The organism is Mesorhizobium sp. M2A.F.Ca.ET.042.01.1.1, assembly GCF_003997405.1.
GTDB lineage: Bacteria > Pseudomonadota > Alphaproteobacteria > Rhizobiales > Rhizobiaceae > Mesorhizobium.
In genome coordinates this window covers 1-16,741 of record NZ_RZRX01000139.1, presented here as the reverse complement: position 1 = coordinate 16,741, position 16,741 = coordinate 1, and the positions used below count along the sequence as shown (strand labels likewise).

The following is a 16,741-nucleotide window of genomic DNA, read 5'->3' as shown; positions in this document are numbered from 1 at the left end:
CAGGTTCGGCGGCGGCGTCGACCCCTGGATGACCGAGATGTTCTCCTTCCGCATGATGTCGGGCGGCGTCTTCTCCATGACGCTCGGCGACCTGATGGTGCTGATCGGGCTGATCTTTCTCTTCATCGAGATCTCGAAATCGGTGCGCACGACCAATGCCTCGATCCTGGATCACCTTCTGTCGACGCTGGTCTTCATCGCCTTTCTCGTCGAATTCCTGCTGGTGAAGGGCGCCGCGCACTCCGTCTTCTTCACGCTGATGATCATCGCGCTGTTCGACGTTCTGGCCGGCTTCTCCGTGTCGATGCGGTCGGCAAGCCGCGACATCAATCTGAACTAGCCCCGGCACGGAAGTTCAGACGGGCTGCTCCCGTTGCCGGATGGCATGCGTTGACGATTGGCGGAGACCTCCAGCTCGCGCGCACCACGGCAGCGTGACAGATTCCGGCTGCCAACGCGGCCTCAACCTGTCAAGATCGCCTGACCGCTGAACCAGATCGTCACCTGCCCTCGTATCTCACCGCATGAACCTCATCGGCGCCGCGCTCTTCTTCCTCATCGCGCTCCTCTTTGCCCTGGCCGGCATCACCCGCGCCGGCGTCTGGCTGATCGAGCGCCGGAGCCCGCCGGCCGGCGAGTTCGCCGAGATCAACGGCGCGCGCATCCATTATGCCCATATCCAGGCGCCCGCCGGCGCCGACCTGCCGCCGCTCGTCTTCATCCATGGCGCCAGCGCCAACCTCAAGGACCAGATGCTGCCGCTGCAGCCGCTGCTCGAGGGCCGCGCCGAGATGCTGTTCCTCGACCGCCCGGGCCTCGGCTGGTCGCGGCGCGGCAACAACGAAACTCTGGCCGCGCAGGCCGATACGATCGCCGCGCTGATGGACCGCCTCGGCATCGAAAAGGCGGTCATCGTCGCGCATTCCTTCGGCGGCGCGATCACCACGGCTTTCGCCCGCCAGCATCCAGAAAAAACAGCCGGTCTCGTCTTCGTGTCACCGGCCACGCATCCCTGGCCGGGCGGCGCGACCGCCTGGTATTACAAGCTCACCGCCACGCCGCTGATCGGCTGGCTGTTTTCCGAAACGCTCGCTTACCCGGCCGGCATGCTGCGGATCGGCGATGCGACGGCTTGCGTCTTTTCCCCCAACACCCTCCCGGACCTTTATCTCCAGAACGCCTCGATCCCGCTGGTGCTCAGGCCATCCGCCTTCCGTGCCAACGCCCGCGATGTCGTCCAGCTCCACGACTATGTCCGGGCCGCCTCGCCCGCTTACCGGGAAATCAAGGCGCCGACCGTCGTCATCTCGGGCGACCGCGACAAGGTGGTCTACGCGACGATCCACTCCGTCGGCCTCGAGCGCGACATTCCCGGCGCCGAACTGGTTTGGGTCCGCAATCTCGGCCATAAGCCGGACTGGATCGCGCCCGATCTCGTGGTCGGCGCAATCCGGAAGGTCGCGGGCGAAGATGTCGATCTGCAAGCGATGGGCAAGGCCGTGGAGGGCCGGATTGCCGGCGACGCCTACAATGACGGCAAGTGCCCCGACATCAAGGTGCCCGACGCCGAGCTCGCGCCGGGCTGACCTCGAAAACCAAGCGCCTGGGATGCGTTGAGATTCGGGTCAGGCCGAGCCGGAGTCGAAAACGGGCGCGAAGCGATCGACTGGGATGGCTTCCGACAACCGGAGCGGAACGTACTTAAAGGACGTGAGCACCGGAAGCGCAGGAAGCCGCTACGTGCAGGCCGGCCTCACCTGAATATCGGCATACCTAGTGAGTCTCAGACCCGATATATGCAATCCGCAGCATATTGGTCGATCCAGGTGTCCTGAGCGGCACGCCAGCCGTGATGATGACGCGGTCGCCAGGCTTGCCGAAACCTTCTTCCAGCGCGATCCGGCAGGCCCGGTCGACCATGTCGTCGAGGTCGGTGGCATCCTCCGAAACCACGCAATGCGTGCCCCACAGCAGCGACAGGCGGCGCGCCGTGCTGAGGATCGGCGACAGCGCCACGATCGGCACCTGTGGGCGCTCACGCGCGGCGCGCAGCCCAGTCGTGCCGGACGCGGTGTAGGAAATGATCGCCGACAGTTTCAGCGTCTCGGCGATCTCGCGGGCGGCGAGCGAAATGGCGTCGGCCCCGGTCGCCTCGGGCTCCGAGCGCTGCGCGTTGATGATGCCGGCATAGGTCGGGTCGGTTTCGACCTTGGTGGCGATGCGGTTCATCATGGCGACAGCTTCGACCGGATAGGCGCCGGCCGCGGATTCGGCCGAAAGCATGATCGCGTCGGCGCCCTCGAACACGGCGATCGACACGTCGGAGACCTCGGCGCGGGTCGGCACCGGCGCGGTGATCATCGATTCCAGCATCTGCGTGGCGATCACCACCGGCTTGCCGGCGCGCCGCGCCGCGCGCGTGATCTGCTTCTGGATGCCGGGCACGGCTTCGATCGGCATCTCGACGCCGAGATCGCCGCGGGCGACCATCAGCGCGTCGGACAGATCGATGATTTCAGGGAGCCTGGCGACCGCCTGCGGCTTCTCGATCTTGGCCATGATCAGCGCCCGCCCGCGCGCGATCTTGCGCGCCTCGGCCAGGTCCTCCGGCCGCTGCACGAAGGACAGCGCCACCCAGTCGACGCCGGTGGCAAGCACAGCGTCGAGATCGGCGCGGTCCTTGTCGGTCAGCGCGCCGACCGGCAGGTCGGTGTCGGGCAGGCTGACGCCCTTCTTGTCGGATATGCCCGAGCCGGCAACGACGGTGCAGGTGATCGACTTGCCGTCGGCCTTCAGAGCTTTCAGCTCCAGCTTGCCGTCGTCGATCAAAAGTCTGTGACCGGCTTCGACCGAGCTCAGGATTTCGGGATGCGGCAGGAAGACACGACTGGAATTGCCGGGCTCGGGATTGTCGTCGAGCGTGAAGGTCTGCCCCGGTGTCAGCGCTTCCTTGCCGTTGGCGAACTTGCCGACCCTGAGCTTCGGCCCCTGCAAATCGGCGAGGATGCCGATCGGCCGGCCGACGGCGGCCTCGACGGCGCGGATGCGGCCGACCAGCGTGCGCATCAGCTCGTGATCGGTATGGCTCATATTGATGCGGAAGACATCGGCGCCCGCTTCGAAGAGCTTCCTTAGCATTTCCTCGGAGGAGGAAGCCGGACCGATGGTGGCGAGGATCTTGACCTTGCGGTTGCGTCTCATTGACTGTTTGTTCCCGGAGCGGGGGACGCTGCTGGCGCGCCTCCCGTTGCGGGCTCGTCGGTCAGCTGGACCATCCAGCTGGCCTGCTCGCCCGTGTCATATTCCTGAAATCCGGCGCGTTGGAAGCCCCGGGCGACGCAATCATTCACGCCGGCGATCTTGAACTCTTTTTCGGCAACGCACATGTTGATGGGGCCGTCCCAGCGCCCGCCACGCTCGGCGTCTTCTGCATAAAGATAATAAAACCTTGATGACAGCGGACCCTCGATCAGCGTCTTGCAGGTCGATCCTTCGATGTGCCACCAGCCCTCGGTGATCCAGCCGGCCTTGGCGCGATAGCCGATGCCGACGCCCACCAGATTTTGCGTTGCGTTGCAAACACGGAAGTCGGCCCGGGCCGGCGAGGTCGCGGCTATCGCGAAAAATCCCGCGCCGACGATCAGCAACGGCAGGGCCAGGCGCTTGCGCAGCCGGCCGGCAAAACCCATCGCAGATCCCCTTGCGAACCACATTTGCATCCCTCGAAGCCCCTTTTCAGCAAACTCCGGTCGCATGTCAACGCGCCGTTTTGTTCAATTCCAATCGATTTAGAAGGGCCCGTCGCGCAAATTCTCCCCGCGCCGGGGATTTTTTGCGGAAACCTTGGCCAAACAACGGCATTGCGCCGGCGTCCTCTTCGTGGAATGACGATACCACATCGCAGCCGCCATCCCCTTTTCAGCCGATGACCCGATCCACAGTTTTCACGCCGTTCGACATCGTCGAGGGCGACCGCAAGAAAGGCGTCGTGCTTCTGGCCGATCACGCCCGCCGCGACCTGCCGGAGGAATATGGCAGCCTCGGTTTGCCGGCATCCGAATTCGACCGTCACATCGCCTATGACATCGGCGTCGAGACGGTGACGCGCGAGCTCGCGGCCGCGCTCGACGCGCCGGCGGTGCTGGCCGGCTTCTCGCGGCTGTTGATCGACCCCAACCGGGGCGAGGACGACCCGACGATGATCCGTCAGCTCTATGACGGCACCGTGGTGCCGGGCAACTATCCGATGGCTCCGGAAGAACGTGAACGGCGGCTCGACCGTTTCTACAGGCCCTATCACGACGCCGTCGGCGCGATGATCGCCTCCGTGGCGCATGCCTCGGGCAAGGCGCCGTTCATCTTCTCCGTCCATTCCTTCACGCCGGTGATGCAGGGCTTTGTCCGCCCCTGGCATGTCGGCGTGCTGTGGGACCGCGACGACCGCGTGGCGCGGCCGCTGATCGACATGTTGGCGCAGGACAGGTCCCTCGTCGTCGGCGACAACGAGCCCTATGACGGCGCGCTGCGCGGCGACACCATGTTCCGCCATGCCATCGTCAACGGCTACGCGCATGCGCTGATCGAGATCCGCCAGGACCTGATCGCCGACCGCGCCGGGGCGCTTGCCTGGGCTGAGCGGCTGGCGCCGATCGTTGACGCCATCGACCGCCGTGCCGATATACATCAGGTGAAGATGTTCGGCTCGCGCACCGGGCCGGCGTAAGCAGGCCGACAGTCCAGGAGTTTTCCGAGATGACCGAACTCAGCGACGACCAGAAGCGCGACTTCGAGGCCGCGGCTTTCCGCCGGCTGGTGGCGCATCTGCGCGAGCGCGGCGATGTCCAGAACATCGACCTGATGAACCTCGCCGGCTTCTGCCGCAACTGCCTTTCCAACTGGTATCGCGAGGCCGCCGAGGCCGAGGGCGTGGCGCTGTCGAAAGATGCATCGCGCGAGATCATCTACGGCATGCCCTATGCCGAATGGCAGGCGCTCAACCAGACCGAGGCTTCCGCAGCCAAGAAGGCCGAGTTCGAGGCCAAGCGGCCGAAGGATCATTAACGCTGTCGAACGCCTTCGCGACTTCGTCATTCCAGGGCGGAGCAAGGAGCGAAGCGACGCGCGCAGACCCTGGAATCCATGCCGTTACGACTATCGAAGAGTGCAGCGGTCCAGAATATGATCGTAGTGCACCCCGGGGATGGTTTGCGTCGTAGCGGCGCTTCCAGGTCACGGAATGGATCCTCGGGTCTGCGCGCGTCGCTTCGCTCCTCGCTCCGCCCGTGGATGACGAATGGAGGGGCGATTCTACTAATGTCCAAAGCTGCAGTATGCCTAGAACAGAACCAATCCTTGGTCGCTCCCTTGGTCCAAGCACTTTCTTTGTTCAGTTCTTGACTACCGATTGAATCGATCTAATTTGCCGCCCGAACCATTTTACATGGCGGATTTCAGAGCATGACCTTGCAAACCACGATGCAGGCCGCGACGCGCGGCCGCTGGGCCGTCGCCGGTATCTTCCTCGCCAATGGTTTTCTGACCGGCAGTTGGGCGCCGCAGATCCCGGTCTTCCTCACCCGGCTCGACATCACCCGCTTCACGCTCGGCCTGCTGATCCTTTTGTTCGGCGTCGGCGCGGTCATTGCCATGACCTTGTGCGGCCATCTCATCTCCAGGCATGGCTCGCGCAGCGTGACGCGTTGGTTCGGCCTCTGCGGCAGCTTCGGCCTGCTGATCGTGGCGCTCGCGCCCAACGTGCCGCTGGCGGCCATCGCCATGCTCATCTTCGGCGGTTCGATCGGCGGCATGGATGTCGCCATGAACTCGAACGCCGTGGTGGTGGAAAGAAGGCTTTCCCGGGCGATCATGTCGTCTTCGCACGGCTTCTGGAGCCTCGGCGGCTTCGCCGGCGGCGCGCTCGGCGGCTATTCGATCCAGAACTACGGTTATCTTCCCCATGCCGTCGCGGTCACGGTGATCGCCTTTGCCGTCATCGCGTTTGCCATTCGCTATCTCATCACCGAGGACCGGCCGCAGGCTGTCGAGCATCAGAAATTCACGCTGCCGCGGCACACCGCCGTCTATCTGGTCGGGCTGATGGCGCTGCTCACCATGATCTCCGAAGGCGCGGTGCTAGACTGGGCGGCGCTCTTCCTGCATCAGGAACTGGGCGCCGACCTCGCGGTCGCCGGCCTCGCCTATGCCGCCTTCTCGGGCGTCATGGCGCTGATGCGCTTCCTGGGCGACGGCGTGCGCAACCGCTTCGGCGCCGTGTCGACCTTGCGCGGCTCGGCGCTGGTCGCGGCCGCCGGCATGCTGGTCGCCGGCCTCTCGTCCTCGCCTTACCTCGCCATCGCCGCCTTCGCCTTCTGCGGCTTCGGCATCGCCAACATGGTGCCCATCCTGTTCTCAGCCGGCGGCAACCAGGAAGGCATGTCGTCCGGCACCGGCATGAGCGTCGTCACCACCATGGGCTACTCCGGCATATTGGTGGCGCCGTCGGCGATCGGCTTCGTCGCGGAGCATTCGAGTTTCGGGCCGATCTTCATTGCGCTGTCCGGCCTGCTGGTCGTCGTGCTCCTGATGGCGGGCCTTGCTCACCGCGCCGAATTCGCTCCCGAACCCGTGCCGGCCGAATAAAGCTTCAGCTCCTCGTGCAGGAAATCCGCAACGCGGCGGATGCGCATGCTGGTGCGCACGTCGCGATGCATGGCGAGCCAGACAGGCAGGACCGGCAAGGGTACATCGGGCAACAGCTTTTCCAGGTCCGGATCGCGGTCGGCCAGCGGCTCCTGGCCGAGGCCGATGCCGTTACCGGTCCGCACCGCTTCCCACAGCACGATCTGGTTGTCGGTCCGGAACCGGAAATGGCTGCGGGCCACCGGAATGCCGAACGATTTGAAGCCGCGAATGATCTCATCGCTGCGGTCGAAGCCGACCAAGGCGTGATCGGCGAGCTCGGCGGGTTTTTCCGGCCGGCCGCGCCGGTCGAGATAGACGCTCGCCGCGCATAGGCACAGCGGAATGTCTGTGACCTTGCGCGCCACCAGCTCGTTCTGCGCCGGCCTGACCATGCGGATGGCGATGTCGGCATCGCGACGCAACAGGTTCTCGACCTGGTTGGAGGCGACGATCTCGACCTCGATGCCGGGCTCCTCCTCGCCGACCCGCGCCATCATGTCCGGCAGCACGAAGGCGGCGACCACTTCCGAAGCGGCGATGCGCACCGTGCCCTCGATCGCCTCGACCGAGCCCAGCGCCAAAAGCGAGAACGCATTGGCCTGCTCGCTGACCGCCCGGCCGCGCTCGTAGAGCGTGCTGCCCGCTTCCGTCAGCTCGTAGCCGCGACGCCCACGCCGGAACAGCGTGACGCCGAGCGCGGCCTCCAGCTCGGCGATGTGGCGGCCAAGCGTTGGTTGGCTAGCCGCGAGCCGGCGCGCGGCGCCCGATAGGCTGCCGGTCTCGGCAACTGCGACAAAACTCTTGATCAGGTTCCAGTCGAATTCCTTCATTCATTTTTGAATAACAGAACGCCGACTTCAGTCAATTTCAATTCGACGATGAAGGCAGCAGATTGCAGGGGCAAACGCAAACAGCGGAGAGAACAGATGACCAAGATCGCAATCCTCGGCGCCAATGGCCGGCTCGGCCGCGTGGTCGGCAAGGCCTTCATCGACGCCGGCTTCGACGTCCGCGCCGCCACCCGTACCGGCAAGGTGCCGGCCGAACTGCAGGGCGCCACCGCGGTTGCCGGCGACGCGCTGGATCGCCAATCCCTGATCCGCGCCACCCAAGGCGTCAACATCATCTTCAACGGCCTGAACCCGATCTACACTGATTGGGGCAAGTGCATGCCGATGGCCGAGAACGTCATGGCCGCCTGCCGTGAAAACGGCGCCCTGCATCTCTTTCCGGGCACGGTCTACAATTACGGCTCGCCGATGCCGCAGGTGATCACCGAAGCGACGCCGTTCCATCCGACCACCGAGAAAGGCCGTATCCGCTGTGCCATGGAAGACCTGTTTCGCGGCGAGGCCGAAGCCGGCCGGGTCCGCACCATCATCCTGCGCGCCGGCGACTTCTTCGGCGGCACCGGCCGCGGCTCCTGGTTCGACCTCGTCGTCGCCGCCAAGATAGAGAAGGGCGTCTACACCGCGCCCGGCCCGGCCGACCTGACCCATGAATGGGCCTACCTGCCGGACTTCGCCGTCGCCTTCGTCGGCCTGGCGAAGAACCTCGACAAAACGGGCTCCTTCGAAGCCATCAACTTCCCCGGCCACGCCATCACCGACCTCGACATGAAGGCGGCAGCCGAGAAGGCGCTGGGCCGCAAGCTGAAGCTCTCCTTCATGCCCTGGTGGGTTCTGCGCGCCGGCAGCCCGTTCGTCGCCATGTGGAAGGAGATCGTGTCGATGTCCTATCTGCGCTTCGAAGCGCACCGGCTGGTCTCGACGCGGCTGGAAAAGATCATCGGCGAAATCCCGCATACCCCGCTCGATGAAGCGGTGAAGGAGGCCTTGCAGGATATCGGCATCGCCGTGCAGCCCTCGCGCCTGGCTGCTTGATCAAAAGCTCCAACGAAAGATGAAACGGCCGGGTTTCAAAGCCCGGCCGCAATTCATTGAAGATCAGATTCTGCCCATCAGCAGCAGGATGAGCAGCACGACCAAAATGACGCCGACAATGCCGGAAGGGCCGTAGCCCCAGGAGCGCGAATGTGGCCATGCCGGCACGGCGCCGATCAGGATCAGGATCAGGATTATTACGAGAATTGTGCCGATCGTCATGAAAAATCCTCGCCGTCTGGTTGAACTTCGAGGGAACAATGCAAAAAGCCGCCCGGTTGTTCCGGACGGCTTCTTGCACTGCCTATCTGAAAAAGCTCTATTCCGCGGCTTTCGGGAAGGCTTCCGTCGGCTCGACGCCGGCATCGGCAGCGGGCTCGTCGGTCGTGACCTTGCCCTTGCCACTGCGGAACAGGCGTCCGAACCAGCTGCGCCGCTGGCCGGGCTTCACTTTGGCGCGGGTGAAAACCATCAGCATCGACGGCGTCACCACCAGCGTCAGCAGCGTGGCGAAGGACAGGCCAAAGACGATCGCCGAGGACAGCGATATCCACCATTGCGTCGACGGCGCGTTGATCGTCGTCTCGTGATGGAAGATTTCGAGACCGAGACCGAAGGCGATCGGCAGCACGCCGAGGATGGCCGACACCGCCGTCAGCACCACCGGGCGGGCGCGCTCGCGGCAGGTCTGCAGCACCGCGTCCATCTTGTCCCAGCCTTCCTCGCGCAATCGGTCATAGGTGTCGATGAGCACGATGTTGTTGTTCACCACCACGCCGGCCAGCGCGATGACGCCGATGCCCGACATGACGATGCCGAAGGCCTCGCCTGTCAGAAGCAAGCCTAGGAACACGCCGATCGTCGCCATGACCACGCAGGACAAGACAAGCCACACGCTGGTGAACTTGTTGAACTGCGCCAAGAGCACCAGGAAGATCAGGAAGATCGCCGCGCCAAAGGCCTTGCCGAGGAAGGCGCTGGCTTCCGCGCTGTCCTCGTTGGAGCCGGCGAGCTTCCAGCGAATGCCGCTGCCGAGATCCATGTCGGCGACGGCCTTAGTCACCTGCTCCTGCACCGCCGCGACCTGCGCGCCGGCGCTGACATTGGCCTGCACGACCACGGTGCGCGCGCCGTCGATGCGGTTGAGAATGCCGACGGTCGGCTCGGGCTTGCGCACGACGAAGTTGGAGATCGGCACAGAGCCTTGCGAGGTCTGCACACGAAGCTCGTCGAGCGTCGACAGCGTGCGCCGGTCTTCGGGCAGGCGCAGCCTTATGTCGACCGCGTCGTCGGCGCCGGCCGGCCTGTATTCCGAGAGCTTGAGGCCGTTGGTGACCAGTTGCACCACCGTGCCCACCGAGGTCGGGCTGATGCCGTATTGCGCCGCCTTGGCACGGTCGACCTCGAGCGCCCAGTCGACGCCGGGCGGCGGCAGGCCGTCCGAGATGTCGATGACATTGGGGATCTTGGCGATGCGCGCCGCGACCGCGCGCGCCTTGTCGTCGAGCCCGGCCGGGTCGGCGGCCGACAGCCGGATCTGGATCGGCTTGCCGGTCGGCGGGCCGGCTTCCGGAACGCGCACTTCGACATCGACGCCGGGGATGCCGGCCATCACGCCGCGCAGGTCATCGAGGATCTGGTTGGCGGATTTGCGCTGGCGCCAGTCGACGAACTCGTACTGGATGACCCCGACCACGTCTTCGGGAATGTCCTGGCCGCCGCCCTGGGTCTTGCCGACGCGCGTATAGACCGACTTCACGCCGGGCCAGCCGAGCAGCCGGTTCTCCGCCGTCTTGGTCGCGGCGTCCATTTCCGCCAGCGAAAGATTGCCGCGCGCATGCACATAGAGCAGGCCGTAATCCGGCTCGACGCTCGGGAAGAACTCGACGCCCGCGCCATATTTCGAATAGGCGAAGCCGACGCCGACCAGAAGGCCGACGGTGAGCAGGATGACGGTGATCGGGAAGCGGACAGCCTGCTTGACCACGGCCATGTACCAGCCGTCGCGATTGCCTTCCTCGTGATGCTCCGGCGCCTTGGCGAAGATCGCGCCCAAAGTCGGCCCGAACACCAGCGCATAGAGCATCGAGGCCGACAGCGTCACGATCAGCGTGATCGGCATGTATTTCATGAAATCGCCGATAATGCCGGGCCAGAACAAGAGCGGCGAGAACGCGGCGATGCGCGTCATCGTCGCCGCGACGACCGGGCCGGCCATGCGCTTGGCGGCCAGCGCGAAGGCGTCGGCCTTCGGCATGCCCTCGCTCATGCGCCGTTCGGCGAATTCGGTGACGATGATGGCGTCGTCCACCAGCATGCCGACCGCCAGGATCAGGCTGAACAGCACGATCATGTTGATCGTGTAGCCCATCATGGCGAGCAGCAGGATGCCCATCAGGAAGGATGACGGTATGGCAAGGCCGATGAGCAGGGAAGCCCGTCCCGACAGCGCGTAGAGGATGACGATGAACACCAGGATGATGGCGATCATCACATGGTTCTGAAGGTCGCCGAGCAGCTGGTTGACGAAGACGGACTTGTCCTGCGTGTAGGTGACGTGCATGCCCTCGGGCATTGTCTTGATGAAATTGTCCGACACTTCCCGGACATGGGTCAGCGTGTCGATCAGGTTGGCGCCGATGCGCTTCTTCACTTCGATGGCGATGGCCGGCCTGCCGTCGAGGCGCGTGACCGTCTCGGCGTCCTTGAAGGTCGAGCGGATGGTGGCGACATCCTTGGCCTGGACCACGGCGTTCGGTGTGGCGACCACCGGCAGGTTTGCGACATCTTCCGGCGTCTCGATCAGCGACGGCACCTTGACCGCGTATTTGCCTTCCGAGCCCTCGAGATTGCCGGCCGCGACCAGACTATTGGAAGAGGCGACACCCTGGATCACCTGATCGAGCTGCAACCCGTAGGAGGAAAGCTTGACCGGGTCGATGACGACCTCGACAAGATCGTCTCGCGCGCCCTGCAGCGAGCCTTCGAGCACGCCGGGCACTTCCTCAATGCGGTCGCGCAGCTCGCGCGCGGCGGCCGTCAGCACGCGCTCCGGCACATCGCCGGAAAGCGTCACGACCAGGACCGGGAATTCCGAAACGTTGACCTCGTTGACCGTCGGCTCCTCGGCCGCCTGCGGCAGGTCGGCCTTGGCGTCCTGCACCTTGCTGCGTGTGTCCTGCAGCGCCGTCGCGAGATCCGTCTGCGGCTGGAATTCGACCAGCACATAGCCGCCGCCCTGGAAGGCGGCCGAGCGCATCTCCTTCAGCCCCTTGAGGCTCTTGAGCTTGCTTTCCATTGGCCTCAGCAGCAGCCGCTCGGAATCCTCCGGCGAGATACCTTGATAGATCAGGCTGACATACATCATCGGAATCGGAACGTCGGGTTCCGCTTCCTTCGGTGTCGACTGATAGGCGACCCAGCCCGCGACGAGCAGGAACAGCAGCGCCGATATTGTGAGGCGGGCGTTATTGATGGCGAGTCTGACGATATCCATGACTTCGGCCTGTTATGCTTCCAAGGCTTCGGACCGCCGTCGCCGGGTTGGTCCGGCGAGGGACGCGTCGTGCTCTACTGCGTGCCGGCGGTGGCTTCGCCGATCAGCTTGCTGATGGTCGCCTGGTCGGCCTCGACGGGCTTCACGAGGTCGCCTTCCTTCACCAGCTCCTGGCCGGCGACGATGATGCGCGCATCTTCCGGAATGCCGCCCAGCACCAGGCCGTGCGGCGTGTCGTCGACGAGATCGATCGGGAAGAAGGCCACCTTGTTATCCTTGCCGACGGCGCGGATGCCGAGATCGCCCTTGTCGCCGAGCGTCACCACCGAGCGCGGCAGCATGACCGCATTGGTCGGCTCGGCACTGAGCGTGATCTCGGCCGTCATGCCGGCGGGAATGGAGCCGTCGCCATTGGGGATCGCCACCTCGACGCGGAAGGTGCGGGTCTGCGCCGAAGCGTCGCGGCTGATATAGCGGACCGTGCCGGTGACCTTCTGGTCGTTGACCAGGCGCACATCGGCCTGGTCGCCGATCTTGACGTAGCGCAGGTCGCGCTCGCTGATCTCGCCGCGCGCGATTATGGGATCGAGCTTCAGGATAGTCGCCACCTCGCCGCCCTGCATCACCGAACTGCCGAGCTCCACCGGGATGCGGTCGATGACGCCGTCGAACGGCGCCTTCACCTCATTGCGGTCGAGCTCCGCCTGCGCGGTATCGAGCTGCGATTGCGCGAGGGTCAGGTTGGAGCGGGCAGTGTCGAGCTGCAGCTTCGGCAGATTGCCGGTCTTGGCCAGTCGCTCGGCGGCGTCGAGCTCGGCCTTGCGCTGCACAAGCAGCTGCCTGGCGTTGTCGACATTGGAGATCTTCTCCTCGGCCGCGAACATCAGCACGAGATCGCCTGTCTTGACATGGTCGCCCTGCTTGACCGGCAGCTTTTCGATGACGCCGGCGACGCGCGTCGCCAGCACGGCGCGCTTGTCGGCCTCGGTCAGGCCGGAGATGCGGATGGCGCGCGCGAAGGTCTTGCGCGGCGGCGTCACCACCGCCACGGTGCGCGGCGCGGCCTTTGGCTCAGCCTCGGCTGTCTTCGCCTTCGCGGCCTCCGGCTGGCGGGCGCCGGCCTGTTTGTCGGTGGTAACCGACTTGTCGGTAGTAGCCGACTTGTCGGTGGTGACCGACTTGTCCGCGGCGCTGCCGACGGAGGAAAACTCGCCCGTTCCCATCCAGGTCGCGAAACCGATGAGCACGGCAACGGCTGCAAGCTTGTGAAACCTGATTTTCGGCATCGTCATTTTTCCGTAGCAGGACCTGGCGAGGTCGGCGCTTCCGACTTGGGCGCGCGGCCGATATGGGTGTGCGCGGGGCCTAGTTCAATTTGCCGTGATCTGCGGACGCCGCTTCTACCTGAAAGTTGCGGCGCAATATAGTCGGAAAAGTTGCGGGAACATTGCGGCAAGGAACGCCGTACCTCGACAAACACGGGCTTTTCTGCCGGCCGGTTGGCGCTTTTGCCGGCGCGCCGGCAGGTTTCCCCAAGGTTACTGGCAGCAGCCGTCAGCATGATGCGAAAAATCGTCCACGGGCGGCGACAACCGCCCGGTTGGAGCGCGGTGACGCCCCGCTATCCTCGGGTTGAAGCTGTCAAGTGATGAGATTGAGCAGCCGGAAGATCCGCTCGAATGTCCTGCCGTAAGGCGGGTGCAGCAGGCCGCCCGCGCTGAGCTTCGACTGGATGAAGATCGGCTTTTCCTTGCTGAAGGTGCGAAATCCCCATTCCCCGTGATAGGCGCCGGAACCGCTCTCGCCGACGCCGCCGAAGGGCTGCCGCTCCTGCACCAGATGCAGCATGCAGTCGTTGATCGTGACGCCGCCGGCCACCGTCTCGCGCATCACCCTTTGGCGGTTGGCGCTGTCGCCGCCGAACCAGTAGAGCGCCAGTGGCCGCTCGCCCCGGTTCACATGGTCGATGGCCTCGTCGACCGTGCCATATTCGACGATCGGCAGCACCGGTCCGAAAATCTCCTCGCGCATCAGCCGCAGATTGTCGCCTGCGTTGCGCACCAGCACCGGCGCCATCTTGCGGTCGCTGACGCCGAGCGTCTCGTTGGCCGGGTTGACCTCGGTGATGTCGGCGCCGCTGTCGCGCGCTTCCGCGACCATGTCGCTCAGCCGCCGGTGATGCCGCTCGCTGACGATCGCCGTATAGTCGGGATTGTCGCCGAGACGCGGATAGAGCTTGGCCATGGTGACCGCGAACTTGGCCGCGACCGCCGCGCCCTGGCCTTGCGGCACCATCAGATAGTCCGGCGCGATGCAGGTCTGTCCGGCATTGAGCAGCTTGCCATAGGCGACGCTGGCGACCGCCGCATCGAGGTCGCAGGACGGATCGAAGATCGCCGGCGACTTGCCGCCGAGTTCCAGCGTCACCGGCGTCAGGTTGGCGGCGGCGGCCAGCGCCACCTGGCGGCCGACCGCGGTCGAGCCGGTGAACAGGAGGTGGTCGAAAGGCAGCGACACGAATGCCTTGCCGACGTCGGCGTCGCCCACCATCACGGCGACCTCGTCGGCGGCGAAATATTTCTCGACCAGGCTGGCGAGCAGGTCCGAAAACTTCGGCGTCAGCTCAGACGGCTTGATCATGACGCGATTGCCGGCCGCGAGTGCGGCGGTGGCCGGCGCAACGGCGAGCTGGAACGGATAGTTCCAGGGCGAGACGATGCCGACGACGCCGAGCGGCTGCGGCAAGAGGCGGTTGCGCCCCGGCATAAACGGCAGGCTGGTGGCGACGCGGCGCTCGCGCATCCAGGCGCTGAGATGCGACAGCGCATGCCTGATGCCGGCGCGCACGACGAACAATTCGGCAAGCCGCGTCTCCTCAGCCGAGCGGGCAGAGAAATCGCTGTCGATCGCCGCACAGATCTCGGCCTCATGCTTTTCGGTGAGCGCCAGAAGGCGGTTCAGCCGGTCCTTGCGCACATCCAGCGTCGGGAACGGCTCCTTCTCGAAGGCTCGGCATTGCGCTTCAAACCGGACGCCAAGAGCGTTCTGCCTCGTTTGCAGCATCGCAACCTCCCCTTTACGTTCAGGTAAGACTACATCGCGCCGCGGGCATGATCCAGCGCCCCGCCGGTTCCGTTGCGGAAGATGCTGACAGCTGGGACGGACTTGCTGACAGGCATGGAAGACCTTAAGCCCGGCGCCGGGCCGACTCCGGCTTGATGTGCGCGGCGAGAAACTCCTTCACCCGGCGCCCCGGCGCCGGGCCGCGCAACGGCTTGAAGCCGTCATCGAGCTCGCCTGAAAGATCGAGCGTGGCGCGCTGGCCGACGGCGTCGTAATTCTCTTCCAGCCAGTCGCTGGCAGCACTTCGGCCGAGGTCGCGCAGATAGGCGATGAAGGCCCATTCGGCATTGACCTTGGACGAGGCCGAGAGGTCCTTGAAAGCCTCGTCGGCATCGATGCGGTGCATGCGGATGTCGCGATATTCGCCATGCGGCAGGCGTCCGGCCGCGATCAGCTCCTTGACGAAGGCGATCGAACGGAATTCGCGCAGCAGCCCGGCATTGAAGGTGATCTCGTCGATGCGGTTCTGGATCTCGTTGGCGCTTTTCGGCGTGCCTTCGCGCACCACGGGATTGATCTGCACCAGGAGCACATCCTCGGTGGCCGCCGCCTTGAAGAACGGAAAGAGCGCCGGATTGCCGCCATAGCCGCCATCCCAATAGGGTACGCCCTTGATCTCGACGGCGCGGAACAATTGCGGCAGGCAGGCCGACGCCATCACCGTGTCGAGGTCGATCTCGCCGTCGGAGAAAACCCGCAGCTGTCCGGTCTCGACATTCGTCGCCGAGATGAACAGCTCCATCGACTTGCAGGCGCGCACATTGTCGAAGTCGATCTCCTTCGCCACCACGTCGCGCAGCGGATTGAGGCCGAGCGGATTGGCGACATAGGGCGAGAACACCCGCGACATCGTGTCGAAGAAGAGATAGCCCGGCGTGTTCTCGATCGACCAGTTGCCCCACGCGACATCCCACGGCATGCGCTGCACCGGGCTGAAACGGCCCTTCGAGGCCACCGCCCGCCAGAAATCGTCGAGCTTCTTTCGCGCGCCTTCCACGCCGCCCCGGACAAAACCGTCGGCCAGCGCCACCGCGTTCATGGCGCCGGCGCTGGTGCCGGACACCGCCGCGATCTCCAGCCGCCCGTCCTCGAGCAGGCGGTCGAGCACGCCCCAGGAGAAGGCGCCGTGCGAGCCGCCGCCCTGGAGGGCGACGTTGATCTTCTTCTTTTCCTCCGCCTTGCCGTTCTTCGCCATGGCGTTCCTTGTCTTGATGCGCTGGCCTGCCCTTGCGTCATTTGCGAGGGCGGCTTCTGCCTGTCTATGTTGCAGTGCAGCATATAAGGACGAACCAAGGCAAGAACACGAACACACAAGCGTGATCACATGAAATTTCGGTCGCGAGACGCCCTTTCCTCGCCCACGAAAGTGGGGAGAGGTGGCCCGGCGCAGCCGGGACGGAGAGGGGCCTTCTCGACCGCCGAAATTTGCTTTGGGAACCTCGGCAGACCGGGGATTCATCGGCACTTCGCCGGAAAGAGCCGCTGCTTCACGGCCGGTCCCCCTCTCCGTCCCGGCTTCGCCGGGCCACCTCTCCCCCGCGTTGCGGGGGCGAGGAAC

14 protein-coding genes are annotated in these 16,741 nt (G+C 64.9%); 6 read left to right on the top strand and 8 right to left on the bottom strand.

The features are described 5' to 3' along the window. Positions 1 to 340 (top strand): hypothetical protein (locus EOA23_RS20740; RefSeq protein WP_127305520.1); only part of this gene is annotated, 340 nt, incomplete at its 5' end. 184 nt (positions 341 to 524) lie between these two features. Continuing rightward, positions 525 to 1,586, top strand: a complete 1,062-nt coding sequence (locus tag EOA23_RS20735) for an alpha/beta hydrolase (RefSeq protein ID WP_127305519.1) — start codon at positions 525 to 527, stop codon at positions 1,584 to 1,586. A gap of 187 nt (positions 1,587 to 1,773) precedes the next feature. Here the strand turns inward: EOA23_RS20735 and pyk are convergent, their stop codons facing one another. Continuing rightward, positions 1,774 to 3,201: a pyruvate kinase gene (pyk, locus tag EOA23_RS20730; protein ID WP_127305518.1), complete on the bottom strand. Its 1,428-nt coding sequence runs from the start codon at positions 3,199 to 3,201 to the stop codon at positions 1,774 to 1,776. Next, complete coding sequence (locus EOA23_RS20725; RefSeq protein ID WP_189341653.1) at positions 3,198 to 3,755, bottom strand: DUF1036 domain-containing protein; 558 nt, start codon at positions 3,753 to 3,755, stop codon at positions 3,198 to 3,200. The genes pyk and EOA23_RS20725 overlap by 4 nt, the downstream gene beginning before the upstream one ends. A gap of 170 nt (positions 3,756 to 3,925) precedes the next feature. On the opposite strand from EOA23_RS20725, the gene EOA23_RS20720 reads away from it, so the two are divergent. The 3 genes from EOA23_RS20720 (at position 3,926) to EOA23_RS20710 (ending at position 6,639) form a co-directional block, all read left to right on the top strand. After that, positions 3,926 to 4,723, top strand: coding sequence for an N-formylglutamate amidohydrolase (locus tag EOA23_RS20720; RefSeq protein ID WP_127305516.1), 798 nt, complete (start codon positions 3,926 to 3,928; stop codon positions 4,721 to 4,723). Positions 4,724 to 4,752: 29 nt separating this feature from the next. After that, positions 4,753 to 5,061, top strand: coding sequence for a DUF1244 domain-containing protein (locus EOA23_RS20715; protein WP_040985259.1), 309 nt, complete (start codon positions 4,753 to 4,755; stop codon positions 5,059 to 5,061). 396 nt (positions 5,062 to 5,457) lie between these two features. Further along, the gene (locus EOA23_RS20710) at positions 5,458 to 6,639 is read left to right on the top strand and encodes an MFS transporter (RefSeq protein WP_127305515.1); all 1,182 of its coding nucleotides are present in this window, start codon (positions 5,458 to 5,460) and stop codon (positions 6,637 to 6,639) included. Here the strand turns inward: EOA23_RS20710 and EOA23_RS20705 are convergent. Next, positions 6,597 to 7,511, bottom strand: coding sequence for a LysR family transcriptional regulator (locus EOA23_RS20705; RefSeq protein ID WP_127305514.1), 915 nt, complete (start codon positions 7,509 to 7,511; stop codon positions 6,597 to 6,599). The two genes, EOA23_RS20710 and EOA23_RS20705, sit on opposite strands and share 43 nt — an antisense overlap. A gap of 96 nt (positions 7,512 to 7,607) precedes the next feature. Between EOA23_RS20705 and EOA23_RS20700 the strand changes: the two genes are divergently transcribed. Further along, entirely contained in the window at positions 7,608 to 8,564 is a 957-nt protein-coding gene (locus EOA23_RS20700; protein ID WP_127305513.1) for an SDR family oxidoreductase, read from the top strand. Between the two features lie 63 nt (positions 8,565 to 8,627). Here EOA23_RS20700 and EOA23_RS20695 read toward each other — a convergent pair whose 3' ends face one another. From EOA23_RS20695 to EOA23_RS20675, 5 genes are all read right to left on the bottom strand, one after another. Beyond that, positions 8,628 to 8,786, bottom strand: coding sequence for a DUF3309 family protein (locus EOA23_RS20695; RefSeq protein ID WP_040991775.1), 159 nt, complete (start codon positions 8,784 to 8,786; stop codon positions 8,628 to 8,630). A 97-nt stretch (positions 8,787 to 8,883) separates the two neighbouring features. Next, positions 8,884 to 12,060: an efflux RND transporter permease subunit gene (locus EOA23_RS20690; RefSeq protein ID WP_127305512.1), complete on the bottom strand. Its 3,177-nt coding sequence runs from the start codon at positions 12,058 to 12,060 to the stop codon at positions 8,884 to 8,886. Between the two features lie 74 nt (positions 12,061 to 12,134). Continuing rightward, positions 12,135 to 13,346, bottom strand: coding sequence for an efflux RND transporter periplasmic adaptor subunit (locus tag EOA23_RS20685; protein WP_127305511.1), 1,212 nt, complete (start codon positions 13,344 to 13,346; stop codon positions 12,135 to 12,137). Positions 13,347 to 13,701: 355 nt separating this feature from the next. Continuing rightward, positions 13,702 to 15,123, bottom strand: a complete 1,422-nt coding sequence (locus EOA23_RS20680) for a coniferyl aldehyde dehydrogenase (RefSeq protein ID WP_127305510.1) — start codon at positions 15,121 to 15,123, stop codon at positions 13,702 to 13,704. Positions 15,124 to 15,247: 124 nt separating this feature from the next. Next, a complete protein-coding gene (locus tag EOA23_RS20675; RefSeq protein WP_127305509.1) occupies positions 15,248 to 16,378 on the bottom strand; it encodes a patatin-like phospholipase family protein in 1,131 nt (376 codons plus the stop codon). Positions 16,379 to 16,741: the final 363 nt, after the last annotated feature.